Genomic DNA, 14,699 nt, shown 5'->3' with positions numbered 1-14,699 from the left:
TCACCTGACGTCGCGCAAGGGATGCAGCGGGTCGCAGAGGCGTCGTCTGCAAGGCGGACGAGCTCCGCACGGTGGAACCCTGCAGTGCGAGGACAACGCCGCGGAGCGGCGCCCCTCTTCAGTCCCCCAGCGGGTCGCAGGGGCGTCGTCTGCAAGGCGGACGAGCTCCGCACGGTGGAACCATGCAGTGCGAGGACAACGCCGCAGACGGCGTCCCCTCCACCGGACCCCGAGCGGGTCGCGGGGGCGTCGCCTGCAAGGCGGACGAAGCTCCGCACGGTGGAACCATGCGGTGCGAGGACAACGCCGCAGACGGCGTCCCCTCCACCGGACCCCGAGCGGGTCGCAGGGGCGTCGTCTGCAAGGCGGACGAGCTCCCGCATGGTGGAACCATGCGGTACGAGGACAACGCCGCAGACGGCGTCCCTGCGGCCCGCTCGGTCGGTTGGCTTCGGAGCGGCCGAGGCGCCAATATCCCATGAACGCCACGCGCTTCCGGTCGACGCCGAGCTCGGTGACGAGGCAGCGGCGGATGCGCTTCACGGCGCCGGCCTCGCCGGCGATCCAGGCGTAGAGGCCGGGGTCCTTCGTCTCCTCGGGCACCTCCCACAGGATCTCGCTGTCGACGTCGACGTCGGACACCTCGACTCCGCGGTGGTGGGCCGTGAGGAACCGGGTCGCCCAGGTGCGGACGGAGGCGTCCAGCGCCGCTCCGCAGTCCGCTCCGCTCTCCCGGACGATCCAGGTGACGTGCACGCCCGCGGGGTGGCGCAGCTCGAGGCGGTCATCGGCGGTGGGCACCTCGAGGAACGCGGCTCCGGAGGCGTCTGCCGGCAGGGCTCTCGAGGATCGCGCCGATCGCGGGCACGGCCGTCTCGTCACCGGCGAGCAGGAGCGAGGTGGCGGCTCCCGGGTGCCACTCGACACCGCCGCCGGGGAGCTCGGAGCGGGAGTCGGGGGCGATGATCACGACCTCGGCGCCCGGGGCGGCGGTGCCGACCCAGGCGGAGGCCGAGGCCGGAGTCGCCGTGCGCGACGAAGTCGATGTCGACCTCGGACAGCTCGGGGCGCACGGCCCGGATCGTGGTAGGTGCGCAGCGGGTTGCGCTGCTCGTCCGGCAGCGTGCGCCAGCGTCCGTGCCAGTCGGCCGCGACGCCGTCGGGGGCGTCGAGGTCGGCGACGGAGGACAGGAAGGCGCGAGCGTCGGAGGTCGGGGTCGGCACCACCAGCTTGATGCGCTGGTCGGGGCCGGTGCAGCCGACGGAGTCGAGGTCGTCGCCCGTGAGGGTCACGCGGATGAAGTGCGGCGCGATCCTGGTCGCCCGTGCGACGGTCGCGAGGTACGGCCGGTAGGCCGGGCGGGCGGGGGCGGCGGTCGTCGGAGGCATCGCCCTCGGTATCGCATAGTGAGGTGAGCCTGCACCTAACTCCGAGAACGGAACGGGAGCGCGGGTCAGCGGGCGGCGTGCTCGGCCGAGACGCGCAGGCGAGCCTCGACGTCGGCGGCGAGCTCCGCGATCAGCGGGCCCGCTCCACCGATCCAGGCGCAGAAGTCGTGGCGCTCGTCTGCCCACGGGTAGTCGCCGTCGACGACGGACATCTCGCCGACCCAGGCGCGCACGGCGCGCTCGAGCGCCATGCCCCGACGGCAGAGACCGCCGGTGCCGGGGGCGCCGGACCGGGTGGAGCGCCCCAGCCACGTCACCGTGACGCGACCCGGCGCCGACAGGGGCGGCAGCCCGCGGGCGTCGTCGACCTCGACGAACACCTGGCCGCGCGCGTTGGCGGGGAGGGAGTCGAGCATGCTCTGGATCCACGGCACGACGGTCTCGTCGCCCGCGATCAGGAACTGCTTGACGCCCGTCGGCTCCAGGCCGTCGCGTCCCTCGAACATGCACATCGAGAGCAAGTATAGGCATGCCTTACCTAAGCGCCAAGCGATCCGACCTGATGATCCGCCGGGGTCTCACCACTGCGGAGGATGCCGCCGCTGCCAGCGCGCACGGCGCTCGAGCTGCGCTCCGATCGAGAGCAGCACCGCCTCGCCGCCGGGCCGCCCGATCAGCTGGATCCCCATGGGCAGACCGCCCTCGGTCATCGAGAGCGGCAGCGTGATCGCGGGCAGGCCGCTGACGTTCACGAAGGACGTGAACGGCGTGTACTGCACCTGCTGGGCGAAGTTGCGCTCCGGATCCTCCGCGTCGTACCAGCCGACGGGTCGCGGGGTCATCGTCATCGCGGGTGCCAGCACGGCGTCGAACGTCGAGAACGAGGCGATCACGGCGCGCTCGTAGGCGGTGAGGACCGAGGCCGCCTCGACGATGTCGCGCGCGCTGAGACTCCTGCCCTCGAGGACGAGCCAGCGGGTGAGCGGTTCGAGGAGCGCGAGATCCTCCGCGGTCTCGACCGGCAGCGTCGAGGCTCCGCTCTGCCAGAGCGTGCGGAAGGCGGCGGGTACGCCGCGCTGGGCGGCAGCGACGCCTCCTCGAGGCCGTGCCCGAGGGCGGCGAGGGCGGCGACTCCCTCGTCGAAGGCGGCCTGCGCCTCGGGCTCCAGCCGGATGTCCTGCACGTCGTCCCAGGGGGACGCGGTGAGCACGCCGATCTGGAACCGGCCCTCGCCTCGGACCGCGGCACCGAGGAACGAGCCCTCCCGATCCTCCGGAGCCGCCACCGAATAGGGATGCGGGATCACGCCGTTGCGGCGCTCGAGCATCCCCTCGAGCAGGAGGCCCGCGTCGGCGACCGAGCGGGCGATCGGCCCGGCGACGACCAGACCGCCGACCCCGCCGACGCCGGACGTCGCCGGCACGCGGCCGCGCGAGGGCTTCAGCCCGACGAGCCCGCAGGCGGCGGCCGGGATGCGGATGGACCCGCCGCCGTCCGACGCCGGCGCGAAGGGCAGCAGTCCGGCGGCCACCGCCACCGCCGCTCCTCCCGCTCGAGCCCCCGGCGCCGAGTCGGGTGTCCCACGGCGTGACAGCCGGCGGTCCCACGCGGCTCTCGGTGTAGGACGGCATGCCGAACTCGGGGGACGCCGTCTTGCCGAGGCTGATCGCCCCGGCCGCGTCGAGCACGTCGACGATCTCGTCCGAGACGTCCGGCGAGCGAAGTCCTCGCGCAGTCGCGAGCCGGACGTGGTCCGCACCCCCTGCGCCGCCACAGGTCCTTGTCGCCGCTCGCGAGCCCCCACAGGGCCGCGGTGCGCGGCAGGGCCCCGGAGGTGAGAGCCGCGGCCCGCTGCCGGGCGGCCTCGGGTGTCACCGTCGTGAACGCTCCGAGCTCCCCGTTCCACCGGTCGATGCGCGCGAGGTAGTGGTCGACGAGCTCGAGAGCGCGAGACCTCTCCGCGCTGCAGCTGGTCCCACTGCTCCTGGGCGCTGAGGTGGTGGAGTTCGAACATGGTGAACGACCCTATTCCGCCGCGCTCGAGAGCCGCGGGGAACAGGGTCGTCCGGGGTGCGAGGGTCAGGCGGCGCGCCTGCCGACCTCGCGGGTGCTCTCCTCGGCGCCGTGTCGGCCACCGGCCGGCACGACCGTGTCGCGGTCGACCCGCGCTCCGGTCGCGACGACGGCCGAGCCGCCGATGCGCGTGTAGCTGCCGATGCGGGCACCCGGGCCGATGATCGCCTCCGGCCCGACGTGCACGTTCGCGCCGATGAAGGCGCTGTGCCCGATCATCGCGTCACGGTCGATCCAGCTGCCGGCGCCGATCCACGCCCGCTCCCCGACCGTCGCGCCGGGCTCCACGTAGGCGCCCGTCTCCACGTAGGCGGACGCCGAGACGCGCGAGCCGGGAGCGACCATGCCGCGTCCGTTCGCATGGCGACGGTAGACGATCTCCTCGTCGCCGCCGCGCGTCCCACGTCCCTTGTTCACTGCTGTTCCTGCCATCTGCGTCGTGCTCCTCCGAGCGGTCCGGTCGGATGGGGCTCCAGGCCCCACCCCGTCATCCCTACACAACGCCGAGCAGCACTCGGGCATTCCCCGTTCGGCGGCACGACCAGGGCGGATGCGGTGACTCAGCGCGGTTCGACGCGGTCGGCGACCGCCGTGACCACCGCTCGGAAGCGCTCGGGCGCCTCCGGATCCGCCGACGGGCCAGGACCCCGGCGAGAGCCGACGACGCGGACGAGGCGACAAGCTCGCACTCGACGCGCGCTCCCCCCTCGTCGGCCAGCACTCGCCACTGCTCGACACCCGCGAGAGGGAGCCGTCGCTCCGAACCCGTCCGCGGTGCGGATGTAGGCGCCGTCGTCGGCGAGCACATCGGCCAGCGCGGCGAGCACGGGAGCGGTGCCGGCGTGGAGGATCGAGGCCGGGGCGAGGAGGCTGCGCACCGCGGAAGTCTGCCACGCCTCCCGCCACGGCCGCTCAGGACGCGCGTCGAGCACCCGCCTCAGCCAGTCGAAGGACGCCTTCGGCACCCGGTCGCCGCCTCGTGCGCCGAGGGCGACGAGCCCGTGCGGCCGGCGTAGCCGTGCTGCCACTCGAACGCGTCGACGAGGGTCCAGAGCTGGACGGACTCGACGGGCAGGCGCCTCGCACGGCCTCGGCGAGAGCGCCGAGGTGCGAGCCGAGCCAGCGGATCCGCTCGGTGTCGACGATCGCGCCGTCCTCGTCGAGCACGTCGGGGAAGCTCGCCCCCAGCGAGGTGACGACCAGCGGGGCAGCGCCTCGCCGTACCGCTCCACCAGCCGCCGGAGGACACGACACCGGCGCCCAGGAGGCCGACGGCGAGCCGTCGCCGGTGCGGTCGAGCTCGGGCCACGGCCGCTCGTGGAACGGGAGGAGCGGGGCGCCCCGACGCCGGTCGGGGCCGACGGATCCCGGCCCGCCGCGATGCGCTGCGGCGGCAGCGGGGCGACGGCGTAGAAGTCGAGGGGCGCGGCGATGCGCTCGAGGTCGCGGGGATCCACGCGGGCGAGGCGCTCGAGGAAGGGCGGCAGCTCCTCCGGCCCTGCGGGTACGCACCGGTGAGCACCGCGTCGGCGACGAGCCGGTTGCGGAGGACGTCGGCGAGACCGGCCCACGCGACGTCCGCCTCGGAATCCGTCGCGGGCTCGAGGGGCGCGAGGGCGTCGACGAGGCCGATCCGTCCGCTCACCTCGGCCGAGCGCAGCGCCTCGACGGCGATGCCGTGCCCGAGGAGCTGGTGGTGCAGCGCCGGCAGCGCGTTCAGGAGGCGGCCGGCCGCGGGCGCCTGCCTGGTGAGCGCGTAGCCCTCGAGCATCACGGTCGACGGCTCGTCCACCGTCACCCAGTCGGCGACCCGGTCCCCAGCTTCGCTCCGACGTCGAAAGCCAGATCGCCGAAGCGGAACGCCGTGTCGCGGTTCATCCACCCGCCCGTCAGCGCGGAGGGGGTGTCGCGGTGGTGCAGCGTCAGCACGGTGCGGATCCCCGCTTCGGCGAGCGCGTCGAGGAGCCGGTCGTAGAAGCCCAGTCCGCCGCGGTCGAGCGGCTCGCGGCCGTCGGGCTGCACCCTGGGCCACGAGAGCGAGCCGCAGCTCCTCCGGCCCCCAGGTCGACGAGCAGGGCTAGATCCTCGCGCCAGCGCAGGAGGAAGTCCGTCGCGATCTCGGGCGTCGCCTCCTCGGCGATCGTGCCGCGCCGCAGCGCGAAGTCGTCCCAGACCGAGCGGCCGCGCCCGCCGGTCTCGAGCGACCCCTCGGTCTGGAAAGCGCTCTGGGCGAGCCCGATGCGCAGTTCGGACGGCAGCAGCCGCCCGAGCTCGCGGGGGTCGTCGAAGCGCGCGGCCTCGGCGCGCACCTGCCGCCGATCGCGTCCGCGTGCCGCGTCCTCGCTCATGGTTCCTCCGAAGGGTCGAGGGCTGTATTCTCGCGGAAGCGCTCTCCCGTCCGCCGACCACTCCGCCGACCGGCGGAGTCGCCGTCCGCCCGCAGGTGTCCATCCGGTGACGACGGGCGCGCCCGCCTGACAGTGCCCGCGCGCGACCGTGCAATGGACGCACAGTGCCAGGACGTGTCGACACAGCGGGACCGGGGGGTTCATCGGGGTCTCCGATGAGCCGTGTCCGTCGATCCCGGATGCGGCGCGCTCGGCGCCCCGCGCTCCTCGCCGCCCTCGTCGCGGTGGTCGTCGGAGCACTCGCCCCGGCCGCGGCGGCCGCGCCGCTGGCCGTCTCCTCGCCCGCATCGGGATCCGTGATCCCCGGTGGCCCGACCGCGGTCAGCGGGACCGGCACGGCCGGGAACCAGATCCAGGTCGGCGTCCGCGGCGGAGGCGATCCCCTCTGCATCACGACGGTCGCGGCCGACGACCACCTGGAGCTGCACCGCGACGCTCGCCGACGGACCCGCGGTGCTCACGGCCGTCGAGCTGCTCGCCGCAGGAGGAACGACGACCACGACCGCGCAGCTCGCCGTGCTGAGCCCGCCGGTGATCGGCTCCGTCGACGGCTCGGCCACCTCCGCGGGCTCGGTCCGCGGGACCGCCTACCCGGGCGCGAGCGTGGCGGTGACGACCGACGGCGGTGCCTCGTGCGTCGCCCGGGCCGACGGCTCCGGCGCCTGGTTCTGCCAGCTCGCTCCGGACGCCGGCTCCGGGGAGCTACCGCGTGACCGCGACCCAGACGGCCTCGTTCGCCGGCGGCGCCGTCTCGCGGCCGAGCGCCGCCGTCACGCTGGTCGTCGACACCGCCGCCCCACCCGCGCCCACCGCTGACCTCCCCGGGTGCCGGCGCCTCCCTCCCCCGCGTGGGCGCCGTGTACTCCGGCACCGGCGTCGAGGGGACGCGCGCCTACGTCTACGTCGACCGCGTGAACACGTGCGAGGCGCCCGTCGGTGCAGGCGCGTGGACGTGCACCGGCGGCACCGTCACCGCCGGGCCGCACCGCGTCTCGGCGATCCTCGGCGACTCGGCGGGCAACTACAGCTCGCCGAGCCCCTGGATCGACGCCGTCTTCGCCGCCGCGACACCCGGACCGACCGCGACGGCCCCGCCGGGAGCCCCGCACCCGGCGCCGCCACTCCCGGCACGACGACCGGCGCATCCCCCTCCGGCACCCCGGGCTCCGCCGTGCCGACTCCGGGATCGACCGCACCGCGCCCGACGGCGACCCCCGCTCGTCCCGGCAGCAGCGCGACGGCGTCGGCGCGGCCCGAGCCGACGGAGGGCGCCACCGCAGCCCGCACCCGGCGCCGAGCCGTCCGCCCCCGACTCCGCGCCCGCTCCCGCCCCGCGGGACGACGACCGCGGCACCCCCGGCGACTGGAGCGCCGCGACCGGCATGACGACCGCGCTCTCCTCCGGCGCACCGCTGGGCACGATGGCCGACTGGATGCGCTCCCTGGCCCTGGCCGTCGCGTCGCTCGCGCTGGTGGTCGTCCCCGCGAGACTGGCCGTGGCGGGCCGCGCACCCCGCGAGGCCCGCACCTGGCAGCTGACCGGCCGCAACCGGGCGCGCGTCGAGTTCGACGACAAGCCCGAGCGCGCTCCGCCTCGACCCGCACCATGGTCGTCGGCATGATCGGCTGCGCCGCCGGGCTCAGCCTGCTCTCCGGACGCGTCGACAGCCAGCCCGCCTACCTCAGGCTCCTGATCGCCGTCATCCTCGCGACGGCGCTCGTCAACGCCGTCGCAGCCGGAGTGCCCGCCCTCGTCGGCCGGCGCCTGGGCCTGCCCGGCGTCCGGATCGTCGCCTCACCGCGGGCGCTGCTCCTGGTGGCCGCCGCGGCGCTGCTCTCGCGCTTCGCCGGACTCGACCCCGCCTTCCTGTTCGGCGTGGTGATCGGGCTCCTCCTGCCGGAGGGCGCCTCGCCCGTCGACCGCGCCAAGCTCGCCACGGTGCGCGTCGTCTCGCTCCTGGGTCTCGCGGGGCTCGCGTGGAGCCTCGCGGTCGTCCCGACCGGCGGCTCCGTCGGCGGCGTGCTGACCGCCGAGGTGCTCAGCGCGACGACCCTGATCGCCGTCGGGTCGAGCGTCTTGCTGCTGTTCCCGGTCGGGCGTCCGGCCGGACAGAGCGTCCTGCGGTGGTCGCCGGTCCTCTGGCTGGGTCTCACCCTGCTCTCGACGACCGTGCTCTTCCTCCTGCTCACCCCCACGATCGCCGTGTGGGCGACCGAGGGCGGAGGCGGTCCGGTCGTCTTCGCCGTCGTCGCGTTCACCGTGGTGTGCACGTCGGTCTGGGCCTGGCGCCGCTTCGTCGAGCCGGAGCAGTAGCCGCGCTCCAGCCGATCGAGACGGGCTCGCGCACGTCGTCGTCCGGCAGCTCGTCGACCACCGCGCCGACCGTGAACTCCCCGAGCGTCGCGATGCCGTCGTACACACTGAGGAACGCGGTGTCCGCGGCGTCGCGTCCGGTCGCGATGCGCACGAGGCTCTGCCGGGGAGCCAGCGTCGTCGCGTCGACCACCCGCCACTCCCCCTCGATCCAGGCTTCGGCGACCGCGTGGAAGTCCATCGGGGACAGCCCGGGGGCGTAGACCGAGACGAGGCGCGCGGGCACGTCCAGGGCCCGGAGGAGCGCGACCACGAGGTGCGCGAAGTCGCGGCAGACCCCGCGACGCGCGAGCAGCGTCCGCTCGGCGCCGTCGGTGGGCAGGCTCGACCCGGTGACGTACGCCAGGCGCGTGCCGACCCAGGAGCTCACCGCGGCGAGGAGGTCGGCCCCGGCGAGGCCGGCGAACTCGGCCCGTGCGGTCGCCCACAGCACGTCCGACTCGGCGTAGCGGCTCGGGCGGAGGTAGCGCAGGCGGTCCACCTCCTCGCCCGCGATCGGCTCGAGGCGGCCGAGGATGCGGGCGGAGTAGTCGATGACGAGCTCGCCGACCCCGGGTTCGAGCACGTGCAGCCGGGTGCCGTGCTGGTCGAGCACCTCGCGGGGGCGCAGGGGCCGACCGTCGAGCGAGACGGTGAGCGACTCCTCGGCCGCGTAGGCGTCGGCCACCGCGATCGAGAGGACGAGCGACGCGGGTCGCGCCACGTCGAGGGTGAGGTGGGCGGTGACGTCGCGCTTCATGGTCGCTCTTCCCGGCTGATGGAGTGGACGGTGCAGGACGGTGCAGGTCTCTCGAGCGAGGCCGGGGCCTAGGGGCTCTGCTCGCCCTTGGGGGGCGGGGTCGGAGCCGCGTCGGGCTCCTGCACGAGCTGGAGTCCGCCGGAGGAGTTCGCCGAGACCGTCAGCAGATCGATCCACGTGCGGTTGATCGAGGGCACCCGGCCGCCGAAGTACTTGAAGTAGAGCGGCACGGAGGGATCGAGCCAGATGCTCGAGCGCCCGTCGCCGACCGCCGGGTCGTCGCGCCACGAGAAGAAGAAGCTCTCGCGGCGGCGCAGCTTGTTGGCGATGACGATCTGGACGTGCGTGAGCGTGCGGTCGTCGAATTCGATCTCGACGCCCGAGGCGCCGTAGAGCAGCTTCCCCATGGAGGTCTCCTGCCGCCCGTCTCCGGGCGGTGCGGTACAGTGCCCTGCGGCACGAGAAGAGGACGGAGCCGTACGGCCTCGCCCTCCGATGATACGGGCGATCCCGGCTCCCCGAGTGAGTGCGCACGCGCGATCACGGGCGTGGAACCGCCCGGCCACGACTCTATTCGAGAGGCACGGGGCGGATCCGGTGTTGACGGGCGGCGTCCTGACGGGTAGCCGCATCTGCACGCCGGCCCCGGATCCCCGGACCCGCCGAGCGGCGCCCCGGCGATGTCGGTGGTCGGACGTACGGTACCCGCATGATCGAATGCACGAGCTGTGGAACCGATGCCGTCGTCCTCGACCGCTCCGGAGCGGACGAGTCCTCCCCGAGGACCTGGTGGTCCTCTGCGCCGACTGCGCCCCCGGCGAGATCACCGAGGTGCTCGCGGCGGCGCTCCTGGCCGGGTCACCCGGACTCGCGGAGCGAGCACGCGCGAGCCGCCTGAGCGCGCATCGGTGCGGGCTCCCGGCCGCCCGGGCACCTGCGGTAGGTCGACCTTCGGGTGGACCGGTGCTCGCCCCCGCCGAGACGACGTGAACCGGGGCCGGACATCCGGTCGAGGCCCGTTCCGAGTCCCTTCGGTCTTCGGAGCACTCCTGAGGCGACACGGACGGGAGTACGACGTCCGGTCAGGGCCCGCCCCGAGTCGCTTCGGGCAACGGGACGTCTTCGAGACGTCACGGATCGAGGCCCGTCGTGAGGTCGCAGCCCGTTCCGAGCCCCTTCGGTCTACGCGCCGTCCCCGAGACGACAAGGATCGGGGCCCGACGTGAGGTCGCGGCCCGGGGTGCGATCGGACGTGCGCCGGAACGTCCGCCGCCGCGGAGTCGGATGGCTAAGCGTCAGGACGGATGCGACCTCCACCCGCTCGGGCGACGATCGCTGCGGAGTGCCCCCACTGGGACTCGAACCCAGACTGAGACGATTTTAAGTCGTCTGCCTCTGCCGATTGGGCTATGGGGGCGGCTTCCGCGGGGCGCGATCACTCGCGCCCCGCGGGAGCGGGGTCAGAGACTTGGCGGCTCTCCGCCGACGGTCACGGGCGCACCGGCGGGGCCGGGAGTACCCGCCGCGGGAGCGGCAGGAGCGGCGGCCGGAGCGGCCTTCGGTCGGGACGCGTAGGTCTCGAAGGAGCCGCGCGGGTACTCGCGCGCCTCGATCGACACGATGTCGCGGCCGAGCCAGAGGTTGTTCCACCAGCCCCACACCACGCGGAACTTGCGCTCCCACGAGGGCATGGCCAGGCCGTGGTAGCCGCGGTGCATCACCCAGGCGGGGAAGCCCTTGATCGCGATCTTGCCGGACTGGAAGACGCCGATGCCGATGCCGAGACCGGCGACGGCTCCGATGTTCTTGTGGAAGTAGTCCTTCGGCTTCTCGCCGCGGAGCACCGCGACGATGTTCTTCGCCATGAGCTTGCCCTGGCGCACCGCGTGCTGGGCGTTCGGGACGCAGTAGCCGCCCACTCCGCCGCCGGTGAGGTCGGGGACGGCGGTCGCGTCGCCGGCACCCCAAGCGCCCTCGACGAGGACGTCGTCGTGGCCGACGCGCAGGTCGGGGCGCACGCGCAGACGTCCGCGCTCCTCGATGGGGAGGTCGGAGTTCTTGATCGACGGGTTCGCCATGACGCCCGCGGTCCAGATGATGAGGTCCGACTCGAAGGTCTGACCGGTCGACAGCTCGATGACGCCGTCCTGGGCCGACTTCAGCTGCGTGTCGAGGTGGACCGTCGCTCCGCGCTGGTCGAGGTTCTTCAGCACCCAGTGGCTGGTCTCGAGCGCGACCTCGGGCATGATGCGCCCCATGGCCTCGACGAGGTGGAACTGCGTCTCCTCGAAGTCGATCTCGGGGTAGCGCTTGAGCAGCGCGCTCGCGAAGGAGCGGAGCTCGGCGAAGACCTCGATGCCGGCGAAGCCTCCGCCGACGACGGTGACGGTCAGCAGGCGCGAGCGCTCGGGACCGGCGGGCAGCGTGGCCGCCTTGTCGAAGTTGGTGAGGATGCGGTCGCGGATCGCGGTCGCCTCCTCGATCAGTCTTGAGGCCGATCGCGTTGTCGGCGACGCCCGGGATCGGGAAGGTGCGCGAGACGGAGCCGGCCGTGACGACGATCTGGTCGTACTCGAACTCGTAGGGCTCGCCGACCGTGGGGGTGATCACGGCGGTCTTCGCGGCGTGGTCGATCTTCGTGACCTTCGCGGCGAGGATCGCGGTCTTCTTCAGGTGGCGGCGGAGCGACACGATGGCGTGGCGGGGCTCGATCGAGCCGGCGGCCACCTCCGGAAGGAAGGGCAGGTACGCCATGTACGGCAGCGGGTCGGCGATCGTCACCTCGGCCTCGCCGGGGCGCAGGTACTTCTCGAGCTTCCACGCGGTGTAGAAACCGGCGTAGCCGCCACCGACGATGAGGATTTTGGGCACGGTGAACTCTCCAGAGGGATGGACTGTGCGAACACCCTACTATCACGAAGTGCCCGCTCTCGACGGCGGGTGGCAGCACTGACCCCGACGAATCCGAAGTCTAGCGAAGTGCGGGCCGATCGAGGCGGACCGCCCTCCCGCCTAGGAGGCGGCGGAGTCGTCGAACGGACGGCAGGCGCAGCGCTCGGGAGACCAGTCGGCGCGCGCGAGGGCGAGGTCGCCGATCGGGTTCACTCCCGGACCCGCGGCGAGCGAGTGGGCGACCTAACGCGTGCAGGCACTTCACCCGCGAGGGCATGCCCCCGGAGGAGATGCCCGCGATCTCGGGGACGGAGCCGACGCTCTCGCGGTCCGCGAGGAACGCGCGGTGCGCGGCGGCGTACGCCTCCCGCAGCTGCTCGTCCTCGGCGAGGAGGTCGTTGTACTCCGCCATCACCTGGGTGGCCCTCGAGCTGCGAGATCGCGGCCGTCGCGGCGGTGCGTGAGGTAGTAGAAGGTGGGGAACGGCGTGCCGTCCGCCAGGCAGGGGCTCGTCGAGACCACGGTGGGGTTGCCGCAGACGCAGCGGGCGCTGATGCCGACCACGTCGCGGGCGGGGCGGCCCAGCTGGGCGGAGACGACGGCGACGTCGCGCTCGCTGGGCGGATCGAAGGGGGGCGTGGTCACGAGGGCTCCAGGGGACGTCGACCGGACGGAACGATCCAGTCTACGCCGGGGCGCTCACGGGGCGGGCGGAGCCGGCTCGGCGGGCGCGAGCTCCTCGGTCGTCGGCTCCCCGAGGCCGGCCACCGCGATCGAGGACAGCAGCGAGCCCGCCCAGTCGACCGGCGTCTCCTGCACGGAGTCGCTCGCGGGCTGCTCCGCCTGCTGCGCCACGGCGATGTCGTCGAGCACCAGGTAGCTGACCTCGCCCGGCATGACGAAGTAGAGGCGCTCGCGGGCCTGCGCGCGGATGAACGCGGGGTCCGACCAGCGCGTGCGCTCCTCGTCGAGGTTCTGCGCCTGGGTCTTGGCGGCGTCGACCGTGCGCTGGAGCTCGGCGATCTCGGCGCGCTGCTCGACGAAGGTCTTCACCGCTCGGGGCGAGCACCACGACGGCCATGATCATGATCCCCATCACGAGGAGGGTGAAGCCGGAGCCGCGGACGCCGGCGATCCACGCGGACGACGGCGCGGCGGGCGGCTGCTTCGGGCGGGCGGGGCGGGACGCCCCGGACCGGGACGCCGCACCGGCGGGGCGGCTGCGCGTCGAGCCGGACGCCGCTGCGCTCCTCGTCCCCGAGGCGGGCTTCGACGCCGCGCCCGGCCTCTTCGCCGCACCGGGCTTCTTCGCCGCACCGGCCGACGACGCCGCACCGGGCTCCGCGGCACCCGAGGACGCGATCGGAGCCTCCGGCTCCTGCCGACGCGGGCGCTGCCGGGAGCGGAGGGACGGCGGGGCGGTCGAGCCATGGCGGAGGCCTCCTCGGCGGTGCTGGGGGAACGGGAGCGGCCCCGGTGCCCGCACCGAGGTGCGGGACGACCGGGGCCGCTGGGCGAGGCTACGCCGAGAAGCGCGGGAAGGCGGAGCGACCCGCGTAGGTGGCCGCACCTCCCAGGATCTCCTCGATGCGCAGCAGCTGGTTGTACTTCGCGACGCGGTCCGAGCGGGCGGGGGCGCCCGTCTTGATCTGGCCACCGTCCACCGCGACCGCGAGGTCGGCGATGGTGGTGTCCTCGGTCTCGCCGGAGCGGTGCGAGAGGATCGCGGTCATGCCGCTGCGCTGGGCGAGGGCCACCGCGTCGAGCGTCTCGGTGAGCGTGCCGATCTGGTTCACCTTGACCAGGATCGAGTTGCCGGCCTTCTCGGCGATGCCGCGCGCCAGGCGCACCGGGTTGGTGACGTAGAGGTCGTCTCCGACGAGCTGCACCTTGTCGCCGATCTCGGCGGTGAGGTGGGTCCAGCCGGCCCAGTCGTCCTCGTCCAGCGGGTCCTCGATCGAGACCAGCGGGTAGTTGGCGACGAGGTCGGCGTAGTAGGCGGAGAGCTCCTCCGCGGTCAGCTTCTTGCCCTCGAACGTGTAGGCGCCGTCGTTGTAGAACTCGGAGGAGGCCACGTCGAGCGCCAGTCCGATGTCCTTGCCGGGGGTGAAGCCGGCGGCCTCGACGGCCTTGAGGATGAAGTCGAGCGCCTCGCGGTTGGTGGGCAGGTCGGGGGCGAAGCCGCCCTCGTCGCCCAGGCCCGTGGCGAAGCCGGCCTTCTTCAGCTGCGCCTTGAGCGCGTGGTAGATCTCGACGCCCCAGCGCAGGCCCTCCGAGAAGGACTCGGCGCCCAGCGGGACCGCCATGAACTCCTGGATGTCGACGCCGGTGTCGGCGTGCGCGCCGCCGTTGATGATGTTCATCAGCGGGACGGGCAGCGTGTGGGCGTTCGGGCCGCCGACGTAGCGGAAGAGGTCGAGGTCGGCCGACTGCGCGGCGGCCTTCGCGACCGCGAGGCTGACGCCGAGGATCGCGTTGGCGCCCAGGCGCGACTTGTTCTCGGTGCCGTCGAGCTCGATCAGCTCGGCGTCGACGAGGCGCTGGTCGGTGGCGTCGAAGCCCTCGATGGCCGGGCCGATCTCGTCGATGACGGCGTCGACCGCCTTCTGCACGCCCTTGCCGAGGTAGCGCTCGGAGTCGCCGTCGCGCAGCTCGTACGCCTCGAAGGCACCGGTGGACGCGCCGGAGGGCACGGCCGCTCGCGAGGACGCGCCGTCCTCGAGCAGGACCTCGACCTCGACCGTGGGGTTGCCACGGGAGTCCAGAGACTTCTCGGGCGACGACTGCCTCGATAAGGGCCACAACTATCTCCCTCTTGACGGGT

17 protein-coding genes, 1 tRNA gene and 7 pseudogenes are annotated in these 14,699 nt (G+C 73.6%); 4 read left to right on the top strand and 21 right to left on the bottom strand.

Going from position 1 to position 14,699, the window contains the following annotated elements; translation table 11 throughout:
* The 14 genes and pseudogenes from AC0CII_RS23800 to AC0CII_RS23735 all read right to left on the bottom strand — a co-directional run bounded on the left by AC0CII_RS23800 (position 1) and on the right by AC0CII_RS23735 (position 6,331).
* Positions 1 to 801 (bottom strand): siderophore-interacting protein, encoded by an 801-nt coding sequence (locus tag AC0CII_RS23800; RefSeq protein ID WP_465230784.1) that lies wholly within the window; start codon positions 799 to 801, stop codon positions 1 to 3.
* Positions 785 to 970 carry a hypothetical protein gene (locus AC0CII_RS23795; RefSeq protein ID WP_465231150.1) on the bottom strand — a complete coding sequence of 62 codons (186 nt, stop codon included), beginning with the start codon at positions 968 to 970 and terminating at the stop codon, positions 785 to 787. The genes AC0CII_RS23800 and AC0CII_RS23795 overlap by 17 nt, the downstream gene beginning before the upstream one ends.
* Positions 879 to 1,073, bottom strand: a complete 195-nt coding sequence (locus AC0CII_RS23790) for a hypothetical protein (RefSeq protein ID WP_465230783.1) — start codon at positions 1,071 to 1,073, stop codon at positions 879 to 881. The genes AC0CII_RS23795 and AC0CII_RS23790 overlap by 92 nt, the downstream gene beginning before the upstream one ends.
* A gap of 61 nt (positions 1,074 to 1,134) precedes the next feature.
* Positions 1,135 to 1,389 (bottom strand): annotated as a pseudogene (locus tag AC0CII_RS23785) (siderophore-interacting protein); the annotation flags it as partial.
* Positions 1,390 to 1,454: 65 nt separating this feature from the next.
* Positions 1,455 to 1,895, bottom strand: coding sequence for an SIP domain-containing protein (locus tag AC0CII_RS23780; RefSeq protein ID WP_465226247.1), 441 nt, complete (start codon positions 1,893 to 1,895; stop codon positions 1,455 to 1,457).
* 72 nt (positions 1,896 to 1,967) lie between these two features.
* Positions 1,968 to 2,333: pseudogene (locus tag AC0CII_RS23775) on the bottom strand (amidase family protein); the annotation flags it as partial.
* The gene (locus AC0CII_RS23770; protein WP_465231074.1) at positions 2,279 to 2,920 is read right to left on the bottom strand and encodes an amidase family protein; all 642 of its coding nucleotides are present in this window, start codon (positions 2,918 to 2,920) and stop codon (positions 2,279 to 2,281) included. The gene AC0CII_RS23770 and the pseudogene AC0CII_RS23775, both read right to left, overlap by 55 nt.
* 103 nt (positions 2,921 to 3,023) lie before the next feature.
* Positions 3,024 to 3,077, bottom strand: a pseudogene (locus AC0CII_RS23765) (hypothetical protein); the annotation flags it as partial.
* Between the two features lie 391 nt (positions 3,078 to 3,468).
* On the bottom strand, positions 3,469 to 3,879 hold the full coding sequence (locus AC0CII_RS23760) for a transferase (protein WP_465230782.1): 411 nt from the start codon (positions 3,877 to 3,879) through the stop codon (positions 3,469 to 3,471).
* Positions 3,880 to 4,022: 143 nt separating this feature from the next.
* The gene (locus tag AC0CII_RS23755) at positions 4,023 to 4,427 is read right to left on the bottom strand and encodes a hypothetical protein (RefSeq protein ID WP_465230781.1); all 405 of its coding nucleotides are present in this window, start codon (positions 4,425 to 4,427) and stop codon (positions 4,023 to 4,025) included.
* On the bottom strand, positions 4,400 to 5,260 hold the full coding sequence (locus AC0CII_RS23750; RefSeq protein WP_465230780.1) for a family 1 glycosylhydrolase: 861 nt from the start codon (positions 5,258 to 5,260) through the stop codon (positions 4,400 to 4,402). The genes AC0CII_RS23755 and AC0CII_RS23750 overlap by 28 nt, the downstream gene beginning before the upstream one ends.
* Complete coding sequence (locus AC0CII_RS23745; RefSeq protein WP_465230779.1) at positions 5,257 to 5,484, bottom strand: family 1 glycosylhydrolase; 228 nt, start codon at positions 5,482 to 5,484, stop codon at positions 5,257 to 5,259. Before AC0CII_RS23745 ends, AC0CII_RS23750 begins: the two co-directional genes overlap by 4 nt.
* Positions 5,385 to 5,810, bottom strand: coding sequence for a family 1 glycosylhydrolase (locus AC0CII_RS23740; RefSeq protein WP_465230778.1), 426 nt, complete (start codon positions 5,808 to 5,810; stop codon positions 5,385 to 5,387). Before AC0CII_RS23740 ends, AC0CII_RS23745 begins: the two co-directional genes overlap by 100 nt.
* Positions 5,811 to 6,010: 200 nt before the next feature.
* On the bottom strand, positions 6,011 to 6,331 hold the full coding sequence (locus AC0CII_RS23735; protein ID WP_465230777.1) for a hypothetical protein: 321 nt from the start codon (positions 6,329 to 6,331) through the stop codon (positions 6,011 to 6,013).
* Between AC0CII_RS23735 and AC0CII_RS23730 the strand changes: the two genes are divergently transcribed.
* From AC0CII_RS23730 to AC0CII_RS23720, 3 genes are read left to right on the top strand one after another with little or no spacing between them, the layout of a single operon-like run.
* On the top strand, positions 6,324 to 6,686 hold the full coding sequence (locus tag AC0CII_RS23730; protein ID WP_465230776.1) for a hypothetical protein: 363 nt from the start codon (positions 6,324 to 6,326) through the stop codon (positions 6,684 to 6,686). The genes AC0CII_RS23735 and AC0CII_RS23730 overlap by 8 nt on opposite strands.
* Before the next feature lie 41 nt (positions 6,687 to 6,727).
* Entirely contained in the window at positions 6,728 to 7,492 is a 765-nt protein-coding gene (locus AC0CII_RS23725; protein ID WP_465230775.1) for a hypothetical protein, read from the top strand.
* On the top strand, positions 7,489 to 8,184 hold the full coding sequence (locus AC0CII_RS23720; RefSeq protein ID WP_465230774.1) for a hypothetical protein: 696 nt from the start codon (positions 7,489 to 7,491) through the stop codon (positions 8,182 to 8,184). The genes AC0CII_RS23725 and AC0CII_RS23720 overlap by 4 nt, the downstream gene beginning before the upstream one ends.
* Here the strand turns inward: AC0CII_RS23720 and AC0CII_RS23715 are convergent.
* Together AC0CII_RS23715 and AC0CII_RS23710 are read right to left on the bottom strand one after the other, a co-directional pair.
* On the bottom strand, positions 8,126 to 8,983 hold the full coding sequence (locus AC0CII_RS23715) for a transglutaminase-like domain-containing protein (protein ID WP_465230773.1): 858 nt from the start codon (positions 8,981 to 8,983) through the stop codon (positions 8,126 to 8,128). The genes AC0CII_RS23720 and AC0CII_RS23715 overlap by 59 nt on opposite strands.
* Before the next feature lie 68 nt (positions 8,984 to 9,051).
* On the bottom strand, positions 9,052 to 9,390 hold the full coding sequence (locus AC0CII_RS23710; RefSeq protein ID WP_207403445.1) for a DUF7882 family protein: 339 nt from the start codon (positions 9,388 to 9,390) through the stop codon (positions 9,052 to 9,054).
* A 382-nt stretch (positions 9,391 to 9,772) separates the two neighbouring features.
* On the opposite strand from AC0CII_RS23710, the gene AC0CII_RS23705 reads away from it, so the two are divergent.
* Complete coding sequence (locus AC0CII_RS23705) at positions 9,773 to 9,973, top strand: hypothetical protein (protein WP_465230772.1); 201 nt, start codon at positions 9,773 to 9,775, stop codon at positions 9,971 to 9,973.
* A 353-nt stretch (positions 9,974 to 10,326) separates the two neighbouring features.
* Here the strand turns inward: AC0CII_RS23705 and AC0CII_RS23700 are convergent.
* From AC0CII_RS23700 to eno, 5 genes and pseudogenes are all read right to left on the bottom strand, one after another.
* Positions 10,327 to 10,400, bottom strand: a tRNA-Leu gene (locus AC0CII_RS23700).
* Positions 10,401 to 10,443: 43 nt separating this feature from the next.
* Positions 10,444 to 11,854, bottom strand: a pseudogene (locus tag AC0CII_RS23695) (NAD(P)/FAD-dependent oxidoreductase).
* Between the two features lie 141 nt (positions 11,855 to 11,995).
* Positions 11,996 to 12,520, bottom strand: a pseudogene (locus AC0CII_RS23690) (DUF501 domain-containing protein).
* A gap of 54 nt (positions 12,521 to 12,574) precedes the next feature.
* A pseudogene (locus AC0CII_RS23685) lies at positions 12,575 to 12,937 on the bottom strand (septum formation initiator family protein); the annotation flags it as partial.
* Positions 12,938 to 13,395: 458 nt separating this feature from the next.
* A pseudogene (gene eno / locus AC0CII_RS23680) lies at positions 13,396 to 14,677 on the bottom strand (phosphopyruvate hydratase).
* Positions 14,678 to 14,699 lie beyond the last annotated feature (22 nt).

The sequence above is a fragment of the Rathayibacter sp. AC182 genome (assembly GCF_979253875.1).
The sequence above is the reverse complement of the archived record's forward strand: the minus strand, read 5'-3'. Positions and strand labels throughout refer to the sequence as shown.

Coding starts and splice junctions, on each gene's coding strand:
- AC0CII_RS23780 (WP_465226247.1), bottom strand. CDS start 1,895: ATGTTCGAGGGACGCGACGGCCTGGAGCCGACGGGCGTCAAGCAGTTC.
- AC0CII_RS23740 (WP_465230778.1), bottom strand. CDS start 5,810: ATGAGCGAGGACGCGGCACGCGGACGCGATCGGCGGCAGGTGCGCGCC.
- AC0CII_RS23720 (WP_465230774.1), top strand. CDS start 7,489: ATGATCGGCTGCGCCGCCGGGCTCAGCCTGCTCTCCGGACGCGTCGAC.
- AC0CII_RS23715 (WP_465230773.1), bottom strand. CDS start 8,983: ATGAAGCGCGACGTCACCGCCCACCTCACCCTCGACGTGGCGCGACCC.
- AC0CII_RS23710 (WP_207403445.1), bottom strand. CDS start 9,390: ATGGGGAAGCTGCTCTACGGCGCCTCGGGCGTCGAGATCGAATTCGAC.